The organism is Saliniferula longa (assembly GCF_050789285.1).
Taxonomy (GTDB): domain Bacteria; phylum Pseudomonadota; class Alphaproteobacteria; order Rhodobacterales; family Rhodobacteraceae; genus CAVPWP01.
This window is the reverse complement of sequence record NZ_JBOUVX010000001.1, coordinates 1,317,421-1,334,440: the sequence shown is the minus strand read 5'-3', so window position 1 is coordinate 1,334,440 and position 17,020 is coordinate 1,317,421. Positions and strand designations below refer to the sequence as shown.

General features: G+C 68.1%; 16 protein-coding genes and 2 tRNA genes. 13 read left to right on the top strand and 5 right to left on the bottom strand.

Annotated features, from left to right (window positions below):
- The first annotated feature begins 53 nt into the window (after window positions 1-53).
- The 4 genes from ihfA to ACRDNQ_RS06295 all read left to right on the top strand — a co-directional run bounded on the left by ihfA (window position 54) and on the right by ACRDNQ_RS06295 (window position 2,665).
- A complete protein-coding gene (gene ihfA, locus ACRDNQ_RS06310) occupies window positions 54-356 on the top strand; it encodes an integration host factor subunit alpha (protein ID WP_431827778.1) in 303 nt (100 codons plus the stop codon).
- Window positions 357-1,367, top strand: coding sequence for a MerR family transcriptional regulator (locus ACRDNQ_RS06305; RefSeq protein WP_431827777.1), 1,011 nt, complete (start codon window positions 357-359; stop codon window positions 1,365-1,367). It abuts the gene before it with no gap.
- A gap of 85 nt (window positions 1,368-1,452) precedes the next feature.
- Window positions 1,453-1,529: transfer RNA gene (locus ACRDNQ_RS06300), tRNA-Pro, on the top strand.
- A 59-nt stretch (window positions 1,530-1,588) separates the two neighbouring features.
- The gene (locus tag ACRDNQ_RS06295; protein ID WP_431827776.1) at window positions 1,589-2,665 is read left to right on the top strand and encodes a 2'-deoxycytidine 5'-triphosphate deaminase; all 1,077 of its coding nucleotides are present in this window, start codon (window positions 1,589-1,591) and stop codon (window positions 2,663-2,665) included.
- A gap of 18 nt (window positions 2,666-2,683) precedes the next feature.
- Here ACRDNQ_RS06295 and ACRDNQ_RS06290 read toward each other — a convergent pair whose 3' ends face one another.
- A complete protein-coding gene (locus tag ACRDNQ_RS06290; RefSeq protein WP_431827775.1) occupies window positions 2,684-3,808 on the bottom strand; it encodes a PQQ-dependent sugar dehydrogenase in 1,125 nt (374 codons plus the stop codon).
- 172 nt (window positions 3,809-3,980) lie between these two features.
- On the opposite strand from ACRDNQ_RS06290, the gene ACRDNQ_RS06285 reads away from it, so the two are divergent.
- The 5 genes from ACRDNQ_RS06285 (at window position 3,981) to ACRDNQ_RS06265 (ending at window position 9,336) form a co-directional block, all read left to right on the top strand.
- Window positions 3,981-5,165 (top strand): ABC transporter substrate-binding protein, encoded by a 1,185-nt coding sequence (locus ACRDNQ_RS06285; protein ID WP_431827774.1) that lies wholly within the window; start codon window positions 3,981-3,983, stop codon window positions 5,163-5,165.
- Window positions 5,166-5,258: 93 nt separating this feature from the next.
- The gene (locus ACRDNQ_RS06280) at window positions 5,259-6,047 is read left to right on the top strand and encodes an ABC transporter ATP-binding protein (RefSeq protein WP_431827773.1); all 789 of its coding nucleotides are present in this window, start codon (window positions 5,259-5,261) and stop codon (window positions 6,045-6,047) included.
- Window positions 6,044-6,874, top strand: coding sequence for an ABC transporter ATP-binding protein (locus ACRDNQ_RS06275; RefSeq protein WP_431827772.1), 831 nt, complete (start codon window positions 6,044-6,046; stop codon window positions 6,872-6,874). The genes ACRDNQ_RS06280 and ACRDNQ_RS06275 overlap by 4 nt, the downstream gene beginning before the upstream one ends.
- A gap of 138 nt (window positions 6,875-7,012) precedes the next feature.
- Window positions 7,013-8,023 (top strand): branched-chain amino acid ABC transporter permease, encoded by a 1,011-nt coding sequence (locus ACRDNQ_RS06270; RefSeq protein ID WP_431827771.1) that lies wholly within the window; start codon window positions 7,013-7,015, stop codon window positions 8,021-8,023.
- Window positions 8,023-9,336 (top strand): branched-chain amino acid ABC transporter permease, encoded by a 1,314-nt coding sequence (locus tag ACRDNQ_RS06265; protein ID WP_431827770.1) that lies wholly within the window; start codon window positions 8,023-8,025, stop codon window positions 9,334-9,336. The genes ACRDNQ_RS06270 and ACRDNQ_RS06265 overlap by 1 nt, the downstream gene beginning before the upstream one ends.
- On the opposite strand, the gene ACRDNQ_RS06260 is transcribed toward ACRDNQ_RS06265, so the two are convergent.
- The 3 genes from ACRDNQ_RS06260 to ypfJ form a co-directional block, all read right to left on the bottom strand.
- Window positions 9,320-9,844 (bottom strand): Hint domain-containing protein, encoded by a 525-nt coding sequence (locus tag ACRDNQ_RS06260; RefSeq protein WP_431827769.1) that lies wholly within the window; start codon window positions 9,842-9,844, stop codon window positions 9,320-9,322. The two genes, ACRDNQ_RS06265 and ACRDNQ_RS06260, sit on opposite strands and share 17 nt — an antisense overlap.
- A gap of 736 nt (window positions 9,845-10,580) precedes the next feature.
- Window positions 10,581-10,666: transfer RNA gene (locus ACRDNQ_RS06255), tRNA-Leu, on the bottom strand.
- A gap of 50 nt (window positions 10,667-10,716) precedes the next feature.
- Window positions 10,717-11,562: a KPN_02809 family neutral zinc metallopeptidase gene (gene ypfJ, locus ACRDNQ_RS06250; protein WP_431827768.1), complete on the bottom strand. Its 846-nt coding sequence runs from the start codon at window positions 11,560-11,562 to the stop codon at window positions 10,717-10,719.
- 81 nt (window positions 11,563-11,643) lie between these two features.
- Between ypfJ and ACRDNQ_RS06245 the strand changes: the two genes are divergently transcribed.
- On the top strand, window positions 11,644-12,222 hold the full coding sequence (locus ACRDNQ_RS06245; RefSeq protein ID WP_431827767.1) for a YqaA family protein: 579 nt from the start codon (window positions 11,644-11,646) through the stop codon (window positions 12,220-12,222).
- Window positions 12,219-12,680: a disulfide bond formation protein B gene (locus ACRDNQ_RS06240; protein ID WP_431827766.1), complete on the top strand. Its 462-nt coding sequence runs from the start codon at window positions 12,219-12,221 to the stop codon at window positions 12,678-12,680. The genes ACRDNQ_RS06245 and ACRDNQ_RS06240 overlap by 4 nt, the downstream gene beginning before the upstream one ends.
- A gap of 56 nt (window positions 12,681-12,736) precedes the next feature.
- Here the strand turns inward: ACRDNQ_RS06240 and ACRDNQ_RS06235 are convergent, their stop codons facing one another.
- The gene (locus ACRDNQ_RS06235; RefSeq protein WP_431827765.1) at window positions 12,737-13,006 is read right to left on the bottom strand and encodes an usg protein; all 270 of its coding nucleotides are present in this window, start codon (window positions 13,004-13,006) and stop codon (window positions 12,737-12,739) included.
- A 193-nt stretch (window positions 13,007-13,199) separates the two neighbouring features.
- Here ACRDNQ_RS06235 and gyrA point away from each other — a divergent pair, with 193 nt between their 5' ends.
- Both gyrA and ACRDNQ_RS06225 read left to right on the top strand, forming a co-directional pair.
- Entirely contained in the window at window positions 13,200-15,944 is a 2,745-nt protein-coding gene (gene gyrA, locus ACRDNQ_RS06230; RefSeq protein WP_431827764.1) for a DNA gyrase subunit A, read from the top strand.
- A gap of 264 nt (window positions 15,945-16,208) precedes the next feature.
- Entirely contained in the window at window positions 16,209-16,958 is a 750-nt protein-coding gene (locus ACRDNQ_RS06225; protein WP_431827763.1) for a hypothetical protein, read from the top strand.
- Window positions 16,959-17,020 lie beyond the last annotated feature (62 nt).

The following is a 17,020-nucleotide window of genomic DNA, read 5'->3' as shown; positions in this document are numbered from 1 at the left end:
GACTCGGAAATTCCGCTGGTCCTATGGTCCCTGCAGACATGACGGGGGACGACATGAGCGACAAGACCCTGACCCGGATGGACCTGAGCGAAGCGGTGTTCCGCGAAGTCGGTCTGAGCCGCAACGAGTCCGCCCAACTGGTCGAGAGCGTGCTTCAGCACATCTCGGACGCGCTGGTTGCGGGCGAACAGGTCAAGATATCCTCTTTCGGGACCTTCAGCGTGCGCAAGAAGTCGGCGCGCGTGGGCCGCAACCCGAAGACCGGCGAGGAAGTGCCGATCCACCCCCGCCGGGTTCTTACCTTCCGCCCCTCGCATCTGATGAAGGAACGCGTGGCCGCGGGCAACCAGCGGTAAATGGCGGCGATGGAGAAGTCCCCCGACGCCTTCCGCACGATCAGCGAAGTCGCTGACTGGCTTGGCGTTCCGACCCACGTGCTGCGCTTCTGGGAAAGCCGGTTCACGCAGGTCAAGCCGGTCAAGCGCGCGGGTGGGCGTCGCTATTACCGCCCGTCGGACATGGAGCTGATCGGCGGGATCAAGCGGCTTCTTCACGACGACGGGATGACCATTCGCGGGGTGCAGAAACTGCTGCGCGAGAAAGGCGTGCGCCACGTGCAAAGCCTGTCGCCGCCGCTGTTCCTCGACGACGATCAGGGCGCGGTGGTCGAGGCCGAGGCGACGGTCGTGGCCTTCGACGTGCGCAGCGCGCCCGACGCGGCGCAGCCTCTGCCCGAAGACGAGGCCACTGCCGGAGAGGTCGGGGACGACCAGACCGGCGAGGCGACGGTCGAGGAACCGGCGCCCGAGGCGGACGCCGCCGGCGCGGTGGCCGCGATCGAGGAGATGGCCGCAGACGAGCCGGCCGATGAGGAATCCGCCGAAGACGCCGCCCCTGCCCTCGTGGCGCAGGAGGACACCGCCTGGCCCGCCGTCGAGGCCGAGGCAGAGGTCGGCGCCGAGGACGCGGGTGAAGCCGCGATCGGCGTCGAGGTCGAAGACGCGCCTGCGCCGCTTGCGCCGGTGGCCGAGGGCGATCTGTTTGACCGTGTGGCCCCCGCTCAGGCTGCTGCCGAGGCCCCTGCCCAGGCCCCCGTCGCGCCGGTCGCCTCGGGCGCGGCGCCGCTTGAACCGACGCCGGACGAACCCGCCCCGGCCGCCCTGCCACCGACCGCCCCACCGACCGACGAGAGCCTGGCCGAGGACGAGGACGAAGACGAGGACGCCGCCCTTCAGCCGGTGCTTTCGGCGGCCTCGCGGCTGCTGATCGCCGCGCGCCGTCCCGAGGTGGCGACCCATGCCCCACGCATCGCCGAGGCGCATCGCCGCCTTCTGGCCCTGCGCGACCGGATCGACGGGCGGGATTAGGGCGGCATGTGCCGGCGGAAATGACGCCATGACGCGCCAATCGGCCCTTGCCCCCACGAACAGATCGGGTATGAAAGCCACTCGTCGGGCTATGGCGCAGCCTGGTAGCGCGTCCGTCTGGGGGACGGAAGGTCGCAGGTTCAAGTCCTGCTAGCCCGACCATACACCACTCTGCCCCGCTACCGGGGCCACCCCGGCCGCAGGGCCGCCGGAGCCGATGCATGACCGGCGTTCTTCCCGACACCCGAATTGACGACATGATCGCCTCGGGCGCGATCGCGGCCGACGTTCCGATCCTGCCCGCGCAGGTGCAGCCGGCGTCGCTTGACCTCAGGCTCGGGACGGTCGCCTACCGCGTGCGGGCCTCGTTCCTTTCCGGGGGCGGGGCGACGGTGGCCGACCGGCTTCCCCTGTTCGAGATGCACCGCGTCGACCTGACGCCCGGGGCGGTTCTGGAAAAGGGCTGCGTCTACGTCGTGCCGCTGATGGAATCGCTGCAGCTGCCGGCCGGCGTGACGGCCGTGGCGAACGCCAAGTCCTCGACCGGGCGGCTTGACCTGCTGACGCGGGTCATCACCGACGGCGGGGCCGAGTTCGACCGCATTCCCGACGGCTATGCCGGGCCGCTTTACGCCGAGATCTGTCCGCGCTCGTTCTCGGTGCTGGTGCGGCCGGGGATGCGGCTGAACCAGGTCCGCTTCCGTCGCGGCCAGGCGGTGCTCGACGATGCCGAACTGGCCGCGCTCCACGCCCGGACGCCGCTGGTGGACGGCACGCCGCTGATTTCGGACGGCCTTGGCTTTTCGGTCGACCTGAAGCCCGCTACGGGCAGCCTTCTGGGGTATCGCGCCAAGCCCCACACCGGGGTGATCGACCTCGATCGGATCGGCGCCTATGAGCCGGCCGACTACTGGGAAGAACTGCACGGACGGGACGGCCGGCTGATCCTTGATCCCGGCGCCTTCTACATCCTCGTCAGCCGCGAGGCGGTGACGATTCCGCCCGGTCATGCGGCCGAGATGGCCCCCTATCTGGCCATGGTGGGCGAGTTCCGCGTGCACTACGCCGGCTTCTTCGACCCAGGCTTCGGCTGGGCCGAGGCCGGCGGCGCGGGATCGCGTGGCGTGCTCGAGGTGCGCTGCCACGAAGCGCCCTTCGTGCTGGAACACGGCCAGGTCGTGGGACGCCTGGTCTATGAACGGATGAGCGCGCCGCCCGCCCGGCTGTATGGCGCGGGGATTGCGTCGAACTACCAGGGCCAGGGGCTGAAGCTGTCCAAGCACTTTCGCGTCGGCTGATCCCGTGCCGCAGTCCGGTCAGCCCGGCGTCATCCGGTAGATCGCCCCCTCGCCCACCGACAGGAACCAGATCGACCCGTCAGGCGCCTCGCGAATGTCTCGCACCCGCGTGGTCTCGGGGCTGTCCCACCGCTCGGCCTCGCGCACCGTCTCGCCGTCAAGCCGGATCACGAGGTCCGAGTTGAGCGAGCCCACGAAGATGTCGCCCCGCCACTCGGGCCAGAGCCGGCCGGAATAGAACAGCATCCCCGAAGGCGCGATCGAGGGATCCCAATAGAACGCGGGTTGTTCCATGCCCGGCTTCTCGGTGCCCTCGCCGATGCGCCCGCCCGAATAGTGGCGGCCGTAGGAAATGACCGGCCAGCCGTAGTTCGCGCCCCGGCGGATGCGGTTCACCTCGTCCCCGCCGCGCGCGCCGTGTTCGTGAATCCAGAGATTTCCCTGAAGATCCAGCGCCGCGCCCTGCGGGTTGCGGTGGCCATAGCTCCAGATCTCGGGGCGCGCGCCCGCGACGTCCACGAAAGGGTTGTCGGCGGGCACGCTGCCGTCGCGGTTCAGACGCAGCACCGACCCGTTGTGGCGCGACAGGACCTGCGCCAGCATGCCGTCGCCCCGGTCGCCAATGGTCAGGAAGATCGTCCCGTCCGGCGCTTCGACGATGCGGCTGCCGAAGTGGCGCCCGCCCGAATTGCCGCCGGTCATCTCGAAGATCACCCGCAGATCCTCAAGTCGGCCGCCGTCCTGCGACAGCCGCCCCACGGCCAGCGCCGTTCCCGCGCCCCCGGCCTGTGGCTGGGCGAAGCTGAGGAAGACCTCGCGGGTTTGGGCGAAGTCACGCGGCACCATCACATCGAGCAGTCCGCCCTGCCCCGAGGCCGCCACTTCGGGAAGGCCCGCGACCGGGGTCGCGCGACCGTCGCGCAACAGAAGCAGGCGGCCGTCGCGCTCGGTCACCAGCGCGCCGCCGCCCGCCTCGCCCCCGGGCAGGAAGGCCAGCCCCCAGGGTTCGGTCAGGCCCGAGGCCACCGGCGCGATGCTGACCCGCCCGGCCGAGGTCTGAAGCGCGGTCGCCGGGTCCGGAACCCCGGCGGGCAGCACAAGCGAAAGCATCAGAATCAGGCGGGCGGTCAGGCTGTGGGGCATCGGGTCGTTCCCTCGTGTCGTCGGACTTGGTCGCACAGATAGGGCCGCGCGCCCGGCGCGTCCAAAGATGGTCGAAACAATCCCGTGATCGTCTTGGCGGGTTTGCCTTTTCTTTTCTCGCGGCCCGTTCTAGGTTTCGGGCCGGATACGTTATCCAGTCAGGGAGATATCAATGAAAAGACTGATGATGGCGACGGCAGCGACGGCCCTTCTGGCCGGCCCGGCGCTTGCACAGGAAGAGATCAAGCTTGGTGTGATCGTCGGCTTCACAGGCCCGCTCGAATCGCTTGCCCAGCAGATGGCGCAGGGCGCCGAGACGGCCATGGCCGAAGTCACCGAAAGCGGGCTGCTGCTTGGCGGCTCGACCGTGACGTCGGTGCGCGGCGACTCGACCTGCATCGACGCCGGCGCCGCGACCGCCGCGGCCGAGCGTCTGATCACCTCGGACGGGGTCAAGGGCATCGTCGGCGGCGACTGCTCGGGCGTGACCGGCGCGATCCTGCAGAACGTCGCCATGCCGAACGGCATCGTGATGATCTCGCCCTCGGCGACCTCGCCCGCGCTGTCGACCGCCGAAGACAACGGCCTGTTCTTCCGCACCGCGCCGTCCGATGCCCGTCAGGGTGTGGTGATGGCCGAGGTCCTGCTTGAGCAGGGCATCAACGAAGTCGCCGTGACCTATACCAACAACGACTACGGCAAGGGTCTGGCCGACGCCTTCCAGGCCGCCTACGAGGAGCGTGGCGGCAAGGTGACGATTAACGCCGCCCACGAAGACGGCAAGGCCGACTATTCGGCCGAAGTCGGCGCGCTGGCCTCGGCCGGCGGTCAGCGGCTTGTCGTGGCGGGCTATGTCGACCAGGGCGGTTCGGGCATCGTGCGCGCGGCGCTCGACTCGGGCGCGTTCGACACGTTCCACTTCCCCGACGGCATGATCAGCCAAGCGCTGGAGGCCAACTTCGGGTCCGAGATCGACGGCTCGACCGGCCAGCACCCGGGCACCGACAGCGAAGGCGCGGCCAAGTATGTCGAGATCATCGGCGACGCGGCCATCGCGACCTCGCCCTTCTCGCCCGAGGCCTATGACGCCGCGGCGCTGATCATGCTTGCCATGCAGGCCGCCGGATCTTCGGACCCGGCCGTCTACAAGGACAAGGTGATGGATGTGGCGAACGCCCCGGGCGAGCCGATCCTGCCGGGCGAACTGGCCAAGGCGCTGGAAATCCTCGCCGCCGGCGGTGACGTCGACTATATCGGCGCCTCGGCCGTCGAACTGATCGGACCCGGTGAATCCGCCGGCAACTACCGTCAGGTCGAGGTCAAGGACGGCGTCATCTCGACGGTCCAGTTCCGCTGAGACGCATCGACTGACACAGGGAAGCAGCCCGGACCGCTCCGGGCTGCTTCGTCGCATCGGGAGATGCGCAAAGACCATGCGCAGGGACGGGGCATGATCCGGGTCGAGAACCTTCACAAGCATTTCGGCGGATTCCACGCCGTCGACGGCGCCTCGCTTGAGATCAGGCAGGGGTCGATCACCGGGCTGATCGGCCCGAACGGTGCGGGCAAGACGACGCTGTTCAACGTGATCGCCGGGCGGCTTCCGCCGACCCGCGGCAAGGTCACCATGAACGGCGAGGACATCACCGGCCTGCCGCCGCACGATCTGTTTCACAAGGGCCTTCTGCGCACCTTCCAGATCGCGCACGAATTTTCGTCGATGACCGTGCGCGAGAACCTGATGATGGTGCCCGCGGGCCAGTCGGGCGAGACGCTGTGGAACGCCTGGTTCGGCCGCGCGCGGATCCGCGAGGAAGAGGCAGAGCTTTTGAAGAAGGCCGACGAAGTCCTTGACTTCCTGACGATTTCTCATCTGAAGGACGAAAAGGCCGGGAACCTTTCAGGCGGGCAGAAGAAGCTTCTGGAACTGGGCCGCACGATGATGGTCGACGCGCGTATCGTCTTTCTTGACGAGGTCGGCGCCGGCGTGAACCGCACGCTTCTGAACACCATCGGCGACGCCATCGTGCGCCTCAACAAGGAGCGCGGCTATACCTTCTGCGTGATCGAGCACGACATGGATTTCATCGGCCGCCTCTGCGACCCGGTGATCGTCATGGCCGAGGGCAAGGTGCTGGCCGAAGGCAGCGCGACCGAGATCATGCAGAACGAGGCCGTGATCGAGGCCTATCTGGGCACGGGCCTGAAGAACAAGGTCAAGGCGGAGGCCCGGGCATGAGCGACAACGCCTGGCAGGACGACCGCGGCAACCGGGACGCCTCGATCGCCAACCCCAAGGGCCGGGGCGAGCTTGACGCCTATACCCGCGCAGGCACCGGCAAGCCCGTGAACACCGGATCGGCCTTCCTGATCGGCGACAGCATGACCGGCGGCTACGGATCGGGCGCCAACATCCTCGAGGACTGCACGATCGCCGTCGACAAGGGCGAGATCGCGGTGATCGTGGGTCCGAACGGGGCCGGCAAGTCGACCGCGATGAAGGCGATCTTCGGGATGCTGAACCTGCGCTCGGGCTCGGTCCGGATCGGCGGCAAGGACATCACCGACCTCAGCCCCCAGGCGCGCGTGGCCGAGGGCATGGCCTTCGTGCCGCAGACCAACAACATCTTCACCTCGATGACGGTCGAGGAAAATCTCGAGATGGGCGCCTTCCTGCGCCGTGACGACATCCGCGCCACGATGGGTCAGGTCTACGACCTGTTCCCGATCCTGAAGGACAAGCGCCGGCAGGCCGCGGGCGAGTTGTCGGGCGGCCAGCGCCAGCAGGTCGCCGTGGGCCGCGCACTGATGACCCAGCCGCAGGTCCTGATGCTGGACGAACCGACCGCCGGCGTCAGCCCGATCGTGATGGACGAGTTGTTCGACCGCATCATCGAGGTTGCCCGCACCGGGATCTCGATCCTCATGGTTGAACAGAACGCCCGGCAAGCCCTTGAAATCGCGGACCGCGGCTATGTGCTGGTGCAGGGCGCCAATGCCTTTACCGACACCGGACAGGCGCTTCTGGCCGACCCCGAGGTCCGTCGCACCTTCCTGGGGGGATAGGAATGCCGACTGTCCCCTCGTCCGCCCGCCTGCCCGCCCCGGCCGGCATGACCCGTGCCCTCACCGGCCGCCCGCTGATCGCCGACCCTGCCGGTGCCGCGGGCGTACGGCCCGGCCATTGCCGCAAGGACTAGGCCCATGGATCTTCTCAACGCCATCGTGGCGCTTCTGAACTTCGTGATCATCCCGGCCACGGCCTATGGCGCGCAACTTGCGCTTGGCGCGCTTGGGGTGACGCTGATCTACGGCATCCTTCGGTTTTCGAACTTCGCCCATGGCGACACCATGGCCTTCGGCGCGATGGTGACGATCCTCGTGACCTGGTGGTTGCAGGGGGCGGGCGTCAGCCTTGGCGTGCTGCCCACGGCCCTTCTGGCCCTGCCGGTGGGGATCGCTGCGACCGGCGCGCTGGTGCTGGTCACCGACCGCATGGTCTATCGCTTCTACCGCCGCAAGCGCGCGGCACCGGTGATCCTTGTCATCGTGTCGATGGGCGTGATGTTCGTGATGAACGGCATCGTGCGCTTCATCATCGGCGTCGACGACCAGATCTTCTCGGACGGTGCGCGCTTCGTCATTTCCGCCAGCACCTTCCGCGAGATGACGGGCCTTGAAGAAGGCCTGGCGGTGCGCACCACCACGGTTATCACCGTGGTCACGGCCGTCGTCGTCGTGGCGGCGCTGTTCTGGTTTCTCAACAAGACCCGCACCGGCAAGTCGATGCGCGCCTTCTCGGACAACGAGGATCTGGCGCTTCTGTCGGGCATCAACCCCGAGCGCGTCGTGGCGGTGACCTGGCTGATCGTGGCCGGCCTCGCGACCATCGCGGGCGTGCTGTACGGCCTCGACAAAAGCTTCAAGCCCTTCACCTACTTCCAGCTTCTGCTGCCGATCTTCGCGGCCGCGATCGTGGGCGGGCTTGGCAATCCACTGGGCGCCATCGCCGGCGGCTTCGTGATCGCGTTCTCCGAGGTCACGGTGACCTACGCCTTCCGCAAGGTCGCGACCTACGTCCTGCCCGAAGCGCTCGAGCCTGACGGCCTCGTCCAGCTTCTGTCCACGGATTACAAGTTCGCAGTCTCCTTCGCGATCCTTCTGATCGTGCTTCTCTTCAAGCCCACGGGCCTATTCTCGGGGAAATCGGTATGATGAGCGGCCTTTCCGAACGCACGAAAGCCAGCCTTCTCTTCGTGCTGGTGTTCTGCCTGATCGCGGCGACCGGCCTGTTCGACAGCTGGAACGTGGCGCTGGGGATCTTCAACATGGGCCTGATCAGCGCGATCATGGCGCTTGGGGTGAACATGCAGTGGGGCTATGCCGGCCTCTTCAACATCGGGATCATGGGCTTCGTGGCGCTTGGCGGTCTTGCCGCCGTGATCGTCGCGATGCCGCCCGTGGCCGAGGCCTGGGCGGCCGGCGGTCTGAGGGTCATCCTGGGGCTGATCCTGGGCGCGATGACGATCCTTGCCGCGATCCTGATCTACAGCCGCATGGCGCCGGGGCGGGCCCGGGTGCTGGCGATGCTGGTGGTGCTAATCGGCGGCTTCTTCCTGTTCCGCGCGGTCTTCGACGGCGGAGTGGCCGCGGTCGAGGCGATCAACCCGGCCTCGACGGGCTATCTGGGCGGCATGGGCCTGCCGGTGCTGGTGGCCTGGCCCGTGGGCGGGCTTCTGGCAGCGGGGGCGGCGTGGATCGTCGGCAAGACCGCGCTTGGCTTGCGCTCGGACTATCTTGCGATCGCCACGCTGGGCATCGCCGAAATCGTCATCGCCGTGATGAAGAACGAGGACTGGCTGGGCCGGGGCGTCAAGAACGTCATCGGCATCCCCCGCCCCGTCCCCTACGAGATCGACCTGCAGAACGATCCCGACTTCGTCGCCTTGGTCACCGGCTGGGGCTATGACCCGGTCGTCGCCTCGTCGATCACCGTGAAGCTCGCCTATGCGGCGCTGTTCGTCACCGTGCTGCTGATCCTTCTGTGGATGTCGCAGGCCGCGCTCAAGTCGCCCTGGGGGCGGATGATGCGCGCGATCCGCGACAACGAGGTCGCGGCCGAGGCGATGGGCAAGGACGTCAAGGCCCGCCACCTGCAGATCTTCATCCTGGGATCGGCGGTCTGCGGTGTCGCGGGCGCAATGATGACCACGCTCGACGGCCAGCTCACCCCCGGCACCTACCAGCCGCTGCGCTTCACCTTCCTGATCTGGGTGATGGTGATCGTCGGCGGCTCGGGCAACAACTATGGCGCGATCCTGGGCGGCTTCCTGATCTGGTTCCTCTGGGTCCAGGTCGAACCGATCGGCACCTGGCTTGTCGGCGTGCTGACCGCGGGGATGGAGGATGGCAGCTGGCTGAAGGCCCACCTTGTCGACAGCGCAGCGCAGATGCGCCTGCTGACCATGGGGGTGATCCTGCTTCTGGTGCTGCGCTTCTATCCGCGCGGCCTCATCCCCGAGCGCTAGGCGCCGCCGCCCGCAGAACGGCAAGCGCGCGCGGGTCAAGGACCGGACGTCCGATCAGATAGCCGGCCTGCCCGCACAGCTGGCCGGCGCGCGGATGGGCGCGGCGCAGGGCGCGCCGCTGGTCGGGGGCCAGCGCGGCAAGCGACGCGGCGTCGGGCAGGAAGGTTCCGCACCAGTTGGCGCCGACCCGCGCCAGCCCGTGCCCGGCCAGCAGGATCGCCACGCAATCCGCCCGTCCCGGCGCGCGCGGCGCAAGATCCCCGGCCCGGGCCAGAACCTCGACGTTGCCGAACAGAAGGCCCGCCAGCGGGTCGCGGCGCAGGACGAGGCAGTCCGAAGTGACCCGCGCCCCGGCAAGCCGCACAACCGGAAGGCGCGCCGGCGCGCTGCGCCAAAGCACCGGTTCGGCGCCCCCGTCCAGCGTGGTGACAAGGTCTCCGGGGTCCAGCGCCCCGGCCGGCCGCGGCCCATCGGGTGTCGCCAAGGGCGCGTCGCAGGCCCAGGCCATGACTGGCGCTGTCCGCGACAGGACATCTTGAACGACCGCCGCGCCATGGCGCCATCCGATCGGACGTGGGGGCGGGACTGGCCCGGCAGGGGCAGAATGGTCGACGGCATGATCCATGCCTCTCACCCTGCCGGACAGGTGTTAGCGAACCTCTGCGGCGGGGCGGCAAAACAGGCGCGACACACATCGAATTTTCGGGTTCACGGCGCGGGGCGTGCCGGGGCCCGATCGTATCATCCACCCACGACCGTCGGGACCCCGGGCACGCCACCGCTGTCCACTGGCAGCACCTTTACACACGCGCGCGTCCGAAGACGCACCACCGGCCCCCCCATGGACCGAAACAACCACCCCCCAGCAGGACGAGCCAAGCCTACGCCCCGCCCTTTTGCCCACAAAGAAGAAAGCGGCGGAAACAAGGCGAACCCAGGGCGACCGAATGGCGAAGGCCACGCGATCGCCGGGCGCCCGTGCGCGGCATTGTTTCCAAACATGACTGCAGGCGCACCAATTCTTGCTGTTGGGGCGCGGCGCGCCACAAGTCGTCGCGACGCACGCGTTGGCTGCGCCACCATTGTTGCGCAAATGGAAACGCGCGCGCTCGCGCACCCGTCCCGGGTTCGGCGGCGCTCTTTCAGGCGTCAGTGGGAAGAAGTCAGCCCTAATCGCATCCCCAGACGCGGATTGGTCGCCAAGTGCGGACAATGACATCGCCGCGATTCGCGTCGCTGAAGTCTGGTGCCCGAGGTCGGACTCGAACCGACACGCTATCGCTAGCGGGGGATTTTGAATCCCCTGCGTCTACCATTTCGCCACTCGGGCCACCGCTGCGTTCCTAGCCTGCGACGGCGCGCCCTCCAAGCCGAAAAACGTCACAGATCGCGCGCGCCGAAGGTGTCGCAGGCCGCCACGTCGCCGCTGCGATAGCCGGCCGCGAACCAGCGCTGGCGCTGGTCGGACGTGCCGTGGGTGAAGGTGTGCGGGCGCACCGGCTGTCCGGCCTGCCGCTGCAGCGTGTCGTCGCCGATCCGCGCCGCCGCGTTCAGCGCCTCGGCGATGTCGCCCTCCTCGAGGCTGCCAAAGCGCGCCTCGGCGTGCCGCGCCCAGACGCCGGACAGGCAATCGGCCTGAAGCTCGATCCGCACCGAGATCGCGTTCGAGTCCGCCTGCCCGACCTGCCGGCGGACCTGGTTGGCCTGGCCCAGGATGCCCAGCTCGTTCTGGACATGATGCGCGATCTCGTGCGCCACGACATAGGCCGCGGCGAAATCGCCCCCCGCCCCCATCCGGCGCTCGAGCGTGGTGAAGAAATCGGTGTCCAGATAGGCCTTGCGGTCGAGCGGGCAGTAGAACGGCCCCGTCGCCCCCGAGGCGCCCCCGCAGGGCGAGGATGTCACGCCCTTGAACAGCACCAGAACCGGCGGCTGATAGGTCAGGCCAAGGTCGGTGGCGAAGATCTCGCGCCAGACCTCTTCGGTGTCCGCCAGCGTGACCGAAACGAACTCGGCCGCGCGCTGATCGGCCGGGGTGATCTGGGCGGGCGCGGTCTCTTCCACGCCGATCCCGGTTTCCTGCAGAAGCGGGGTCACGTCGAAGCCGAAGATCAGCCCGACCGCAAGGACGATCAGAACGCCGCCGATCCCCAGACGCCCGCCCGGCACGGCCGACGCGCGGCGGTCCTCGATGTTGTCGCTCCCGCGTCTGCCTTGCCAGCGCATCGCCGCCCTCCGCCTGGTGCCGGCCTTGACTGTAACCGATTCCACAGCTTGAAGGGGGGCGAAATCGCGGGCGGGACCCAGATGATCCGACGACTCTACGACTGGACCCTGTCCCTGGCCGGGCACCCCCACGCGCTCTGGGCGCTGGCGGTGGTTGCCTTCATCGAATCTTCGGTCTTTCCGATCCCGCCGGACGTGCTGATGATCCCGATGATCATCGCCACGCCGCACCGCGCTTTCCGGATCGCGGCGGTGGCGATGGTCGCCTCGGTCCTGGGGGGGCTTTTCGGCTACTGGATCGGGCACGCGCTCTTCGACAGCATCGGCGGCCCCGTCCTCGCCTTCTACGGCAAGGAGGTCTATTTCGACGAGTTCGCGCAGACCTACAACGCCTGGGGCGCCTGGGCGGTGCTGGTCGCCGGCATCACGCCCTTTCCCTACAAGGTCGTCACGATCCTGTCGGGCGCGACCGGTCTGAACGTCTGGGTCTTTCTTGTCGCAAGCGTGATCGCGCGGGGCTTGCGCTTCTTTCTCGTCGCCGGCTTGTTGTGGAAGTTCGGCCCCCCGATCCGCGACTTCATCGAGCGCCGGCTGGGCCTTGTGTTCACGCTCTTCGTGGGGCTTCTCGTCGGCGGCTTCGCGGTCCTGAGGTACCTATGACCAGACGTGCCCTCATCCTTCTTGCCGCGGGCGGATCGCTTGCGATGCTGCTCGGGGCCTGGGGCTTCCAGTACATCGCCGGGCTCGCGCCCTGCGCGATGTGCTACTGGCAGCGCTGGCCGCACATGGCGGCGGTGGCGATCGGCGCGCTTGGCCTCGCGGCCCCCGCGGCGGCCCTGACGCTGGCCGGCGCGCTCTCCGCGCTGACCACGGCCGGGATCGGCCTCTATCACACGGGGGTCGAGCGGACCTGGTGGGCCGGCCCCTCGACCTGCACCTCGGGCGACATCAGCGGGCTGTCGACGCAGGACCTGATGGACCAGATCCTCGCCGCGCCGCTGGTGCGCTGCGACGAGGTCGCCTGGGCGTTTGCGGGCCTCAGCATGGCCAGCTGGAACGCGGTCATCTCGCTCGGCCTCGCGGCGGTCTGGCTCATGGCCTGGCGCGCGGTCCGCTGAGCGTTCTTCTTGGGCCAAGTATCCTGGGGGTCCGGGGGCAAGGCCCCCGGTCGGCCTCAGTGGATCGTGAACTCGCCCACCACGTTCGTCCACTCCCCGGGCGAGATCAGCTTGCGGTGCACGAAGCGCACCGAATGCAGCGGCCCCTCGATCGTCTCCTGCCAGAACTCGATGAACCGGAACAGGCGCGGGTGATCCGGGGCAAGGTCGTAGTCCTGCCAGACATAGGTGTTCAGCACGTTGCGGTAATCCGGCATCCGGTAGAAGAATTCGGCCGTGGTCAGGCCATAGCCGCGTAGCATCAGTTCGGTCTCGGAAAGGCTCATCGCTCACCTCATCGCCGATCCCCCCGGACAATTGAGCCACGAAGCGGAAAACAAATCAACGAAAACAGTATGGTAGCACTCTCGCCCGGTGGCTGCTTGCAAATCCCCCGGCTTGGCATTGCACCCAATATCCGCGATCTGCTACTCTGCGGCCAACAAGATATAGCGTTCACACAAGCAGGCAGCAGAGACGTTGAGCGATACGCCGCAACCCCCTGACAACACAGAGGAAACGCCGGACGGACTGCCACCCGTGAGGATGGTTCACGCCGGCCCCACCATCTCGATCTCGGACGAGATGAAGGCCTCCTATCTCGACTACGCGATGAGCGTGATCGTCAGCCGCGCGATCCCCGACCTGCGCGATGGGCTCAAGCCCGTGCACCGGCGCATCCTCTACGCCATGCACGAGACCGGGAATACCCACGAAAAGCCCTACCGCAAGTCGGCGCGCCCGGTGGGCGACGTGATGGGGAAATACCACCCCCACGGCGACAGCGCGATCTACGACGCGCTGGTGCGCATGGCGCAGGACTTCTCGATGTCGCTGCCGCTGCTCGACGGGCAGGGCAACTTCGGGTCCATGGACGGCGATAACCCGGCGGCCATGCGCTATACCGAAGTGCGCATGGACAAGCCCGCCGCGGCCCTTCTCGCCGACATCGAGAAGGAGACGGTGGATTTCCAGGACAACTACGACGGCAAGGACCGCGAACCCACGGTCCTGCCGGCGCGCTTTCCGAACATGCTGGTCAACGGCGCCGGCGGCATCGCGGTGGGCATGGCCACCAACATCCCGCCCCACAACCTGGGCGAGGTGGTGGACGCCACGCTGGCGCTGATCGCCGACCCCGACCTGTCGTCGGACCAGCTGATGGAGTATGTGCCCGCGCCCGATTTTCCCACCGGCGCGCAGATCCTTGGCCGTTCGGGCGCGCGCAAGGCCTATCTCGAGGGGCGCGGCAGCGTCATCATCCGCGCCAAGACCCGCGTCGAGGAAATCCGCAAGGACCGCTTCGCCATCATCGTGGACGAGATCCCCTACCAGGTGAACAAGTCCGCCATGATCGAGAAGATCGCCGATCTGGTGCGCGACAAGAAGCTCGAGGGGATCTCGGGCATCGCCGACGAATCCGACCGCGTCGGGGTCCGCGTGGTGATCGAGCTCAAGCGCGACGCCACGCCCGAGGTGGTGCTGAACCAGCTCTGGCGCTTCACGCCGCTCCAGACCTCGTTCGGCTGCAACATGCTGGCGCTGAACGGCGGCCGTCCCGAACAGCTGACCTTGCGCGATTTCCTCACGCATTTCATCGCCTTCCGCGAGGAAGTCGTGGCCCGCCGCACGGCCTTCGACCTGCGCAAGGCGCGCGAGCGCAGCCACATCCTGTGTGGCCTGGCGGTGGCCGTGTCGAACGTGGACGAGGTCGTGGCGACGATCCGCGCCTCGGCCGACGCGGCCGAGGCGCGCGAAAAGCTGATGGAGCGGCGCTGGCCCGCAGCCGAGATCGCCGACTACATCCGGCTGATCGACGATCCGACCCACAAGATGAACGAGGACGGAACCTACAACCTGTCCGAGACACAGGCCCGCGCGATCCTTGACCTGCGCCTGCAGCGCCTCACCCAGCTGGGCGTCAAGGAAGTCACCGACGAGCTTGAGGATCTGGCCGCAAGGATCAAGGAATACCTCGATATTCTTCGCTCGCGCGAGCGGATCATGGGCATCATCGCGGACGAACTGCGCGAAGTCCGCGACCAGTTCGCCGTGCCCCGCCGCACCGAGATCGTCGACTGGTCCGGCGACATGGAGGACGAGGACCTGATCGAGCGCGAGGAGATGGTCGTGACCGTCACCCAGTCGGGCTGGATCAAGCGCACGCCGCTGGCCGAGTTCCGCGCCCAGCGGCGCGGCGGCAAGGGCCTGTCGGGCATGTCGACCAAGGACGAGGACGTGGTGACCACGCTTTTCGTGGCCAACACCCACACCCAGCTTCTGTTCTTCACGACCGAGGGCATGGTCTACAAGCTCAAGTGCTGGCGCCTGCCGCTGGGCGGGCGCACGGCCAAGGGCAAGGCCATCGTCAACATCCTGCCCATTCCCACCGGCGTCTCGGTCGCGGCGATCATGCCCGTCGACCGCCCGGAAGAGGAATGGGACGAACTTCAGATCTTCTTCGCCACATCGGACGGCGACGTGCGGCGCAACGCGCTGTCGGACTTCACCAACGTCAAGTCGAACGGCAAGATCGCGATGAAGCTGCCCGAGGGCGTCAGCCTCGTGAACGCGCGCATCTGCACCGAGGATGACGACGTGATGCTCGTCACCGCCCTGGGCCGGGCGATCCGCTTCCCCACGACCGAGGTGCGCGTCTTCAAGGGCCGGGATTCGACCGGCGTGCGCGGCATCCGCCTGGCCGAAGGCGACCGCGTCGTGTCGATGGCGGTCATCCGCCATTTCGAGGCGACGCCGGATGAACGCGCGGCCTACCTCAAGATGCGCCGCGCCGTGGCCGGCGTCACCGAGGAAGCCGAGGCCGACGAGGACGAGGTCGCGGCCGAAGCCGCCGACTTCACCTCCGAGGACTATGCCCGCATGTCCGCGGCCGAAGACCTGATCCTCACCGTGACCGCGGGCGGATCGGGCAAACTGTCGTCCAGCCACGACTACCCGGTGCGCGGGCGCGGCGGGCAAGGCGTCATGGCGATGGACAAGGCGATGCGCGGCGGCCGCCTGGTCGCGTCCTTCCCGGTGGAAACCGGCGACCAGATCATGCTGGCCACCTCGACCGGGCAGTCGATCCGGGTGCCGGTGGACGGCATCTCGTTCCGGTCCCGCGCCGCCGGCGGGGTCAAGGTCTTCTCGACCGGCGAAGGCGAGGAAGTCGTCTCGGTCGCTTGGATCGCCGAACCGGAAGAGGATGACGTCCCAGAGGCGTGATCCCCGACCGATCGCCACCTGCCGATCGCCATCCGACTGACCTACGGGCCGGGGCGCAACGTCCTGGCCCGCCGTCCTTTCCGGCCGCGACCCTGCCCGATTTGCGCCGCGGGATCGTCGCGTGATTTCCCCGCCCGTTCCCCATTCCCGACGCCTTCCTTCCCTAGCGTTAACCATGTCGCGCGCACCCGTTTCCCCGCGCGCGCATCCGTAGCCAGTGTGTGTGTGCCCGTTCACCGTTTCCACCTCACGAGGGGTCGACCGATGAAGGCCACGGCGAAAGACCGGATTACGCTGACCGCGACAGGCGCCAACCTGATCCGGATCGTCATCGCATCCTATTTCCTTGCCCTTGGTGCCGGCGTGATCCCGGGCACCGATGTCTCGGCGCTGCTCTCGCCGGTGATTCCCGACCCTCTGGCGGGACTTCTGTCGGGGGCGCTGGTCTTCGGTCTGGCGTACCTTGTCCTTGTCGGCGTCTGGCTGCGGCCGGCCGCCCTTCTGCTGGCGCTGGTGATGTTCTGGGCCAGCTACATCTCGGCCGCGCAGGCGGGCTTCGCCCCGCAATTGGGCAGCTTCTGGCGCGACATGGCGCTGATCGCCGCGCTGATCCTGACCTATGCCGAAACCGACCCCCGCGCCCGGACCCGCCGCAGCGCGCTGCGCAGCCTGCGGGCGCCCCGCCGCCTGCTGACGTCCGGCGAACGGGTCGCGCCGCGCCGCGTCTTCGCGCCCAACGCGCCCAAGGCCGCCGTGATCCCGTTCCGTCCCGCCGCCGCCCTGCTGCAGCTGTCGCGCCCGGCCCCGGCCTTCACCTTCGCCTCGCTGCGCGCACAGGCCCAGGATGACGTCGGTCCCGTCCACTCGTCGCCCGGGTCCCCCCGGGGATCCGCGTCAGGGGGCGCGGCGCGCTCCACGGCCACTGCAACCGCGCGGTCGGTGCAGCGGCCGTCCTTGCCCCATGGCGAACTCAACGTCTTCCGCGACGACTTCGACATCGCCCGCACGGGGTAAAGCGACGGCCCCGGTTTGGCCCGGGGCCCTTTCCAACCCTGCCCCGATGGCTTAGATCCGCG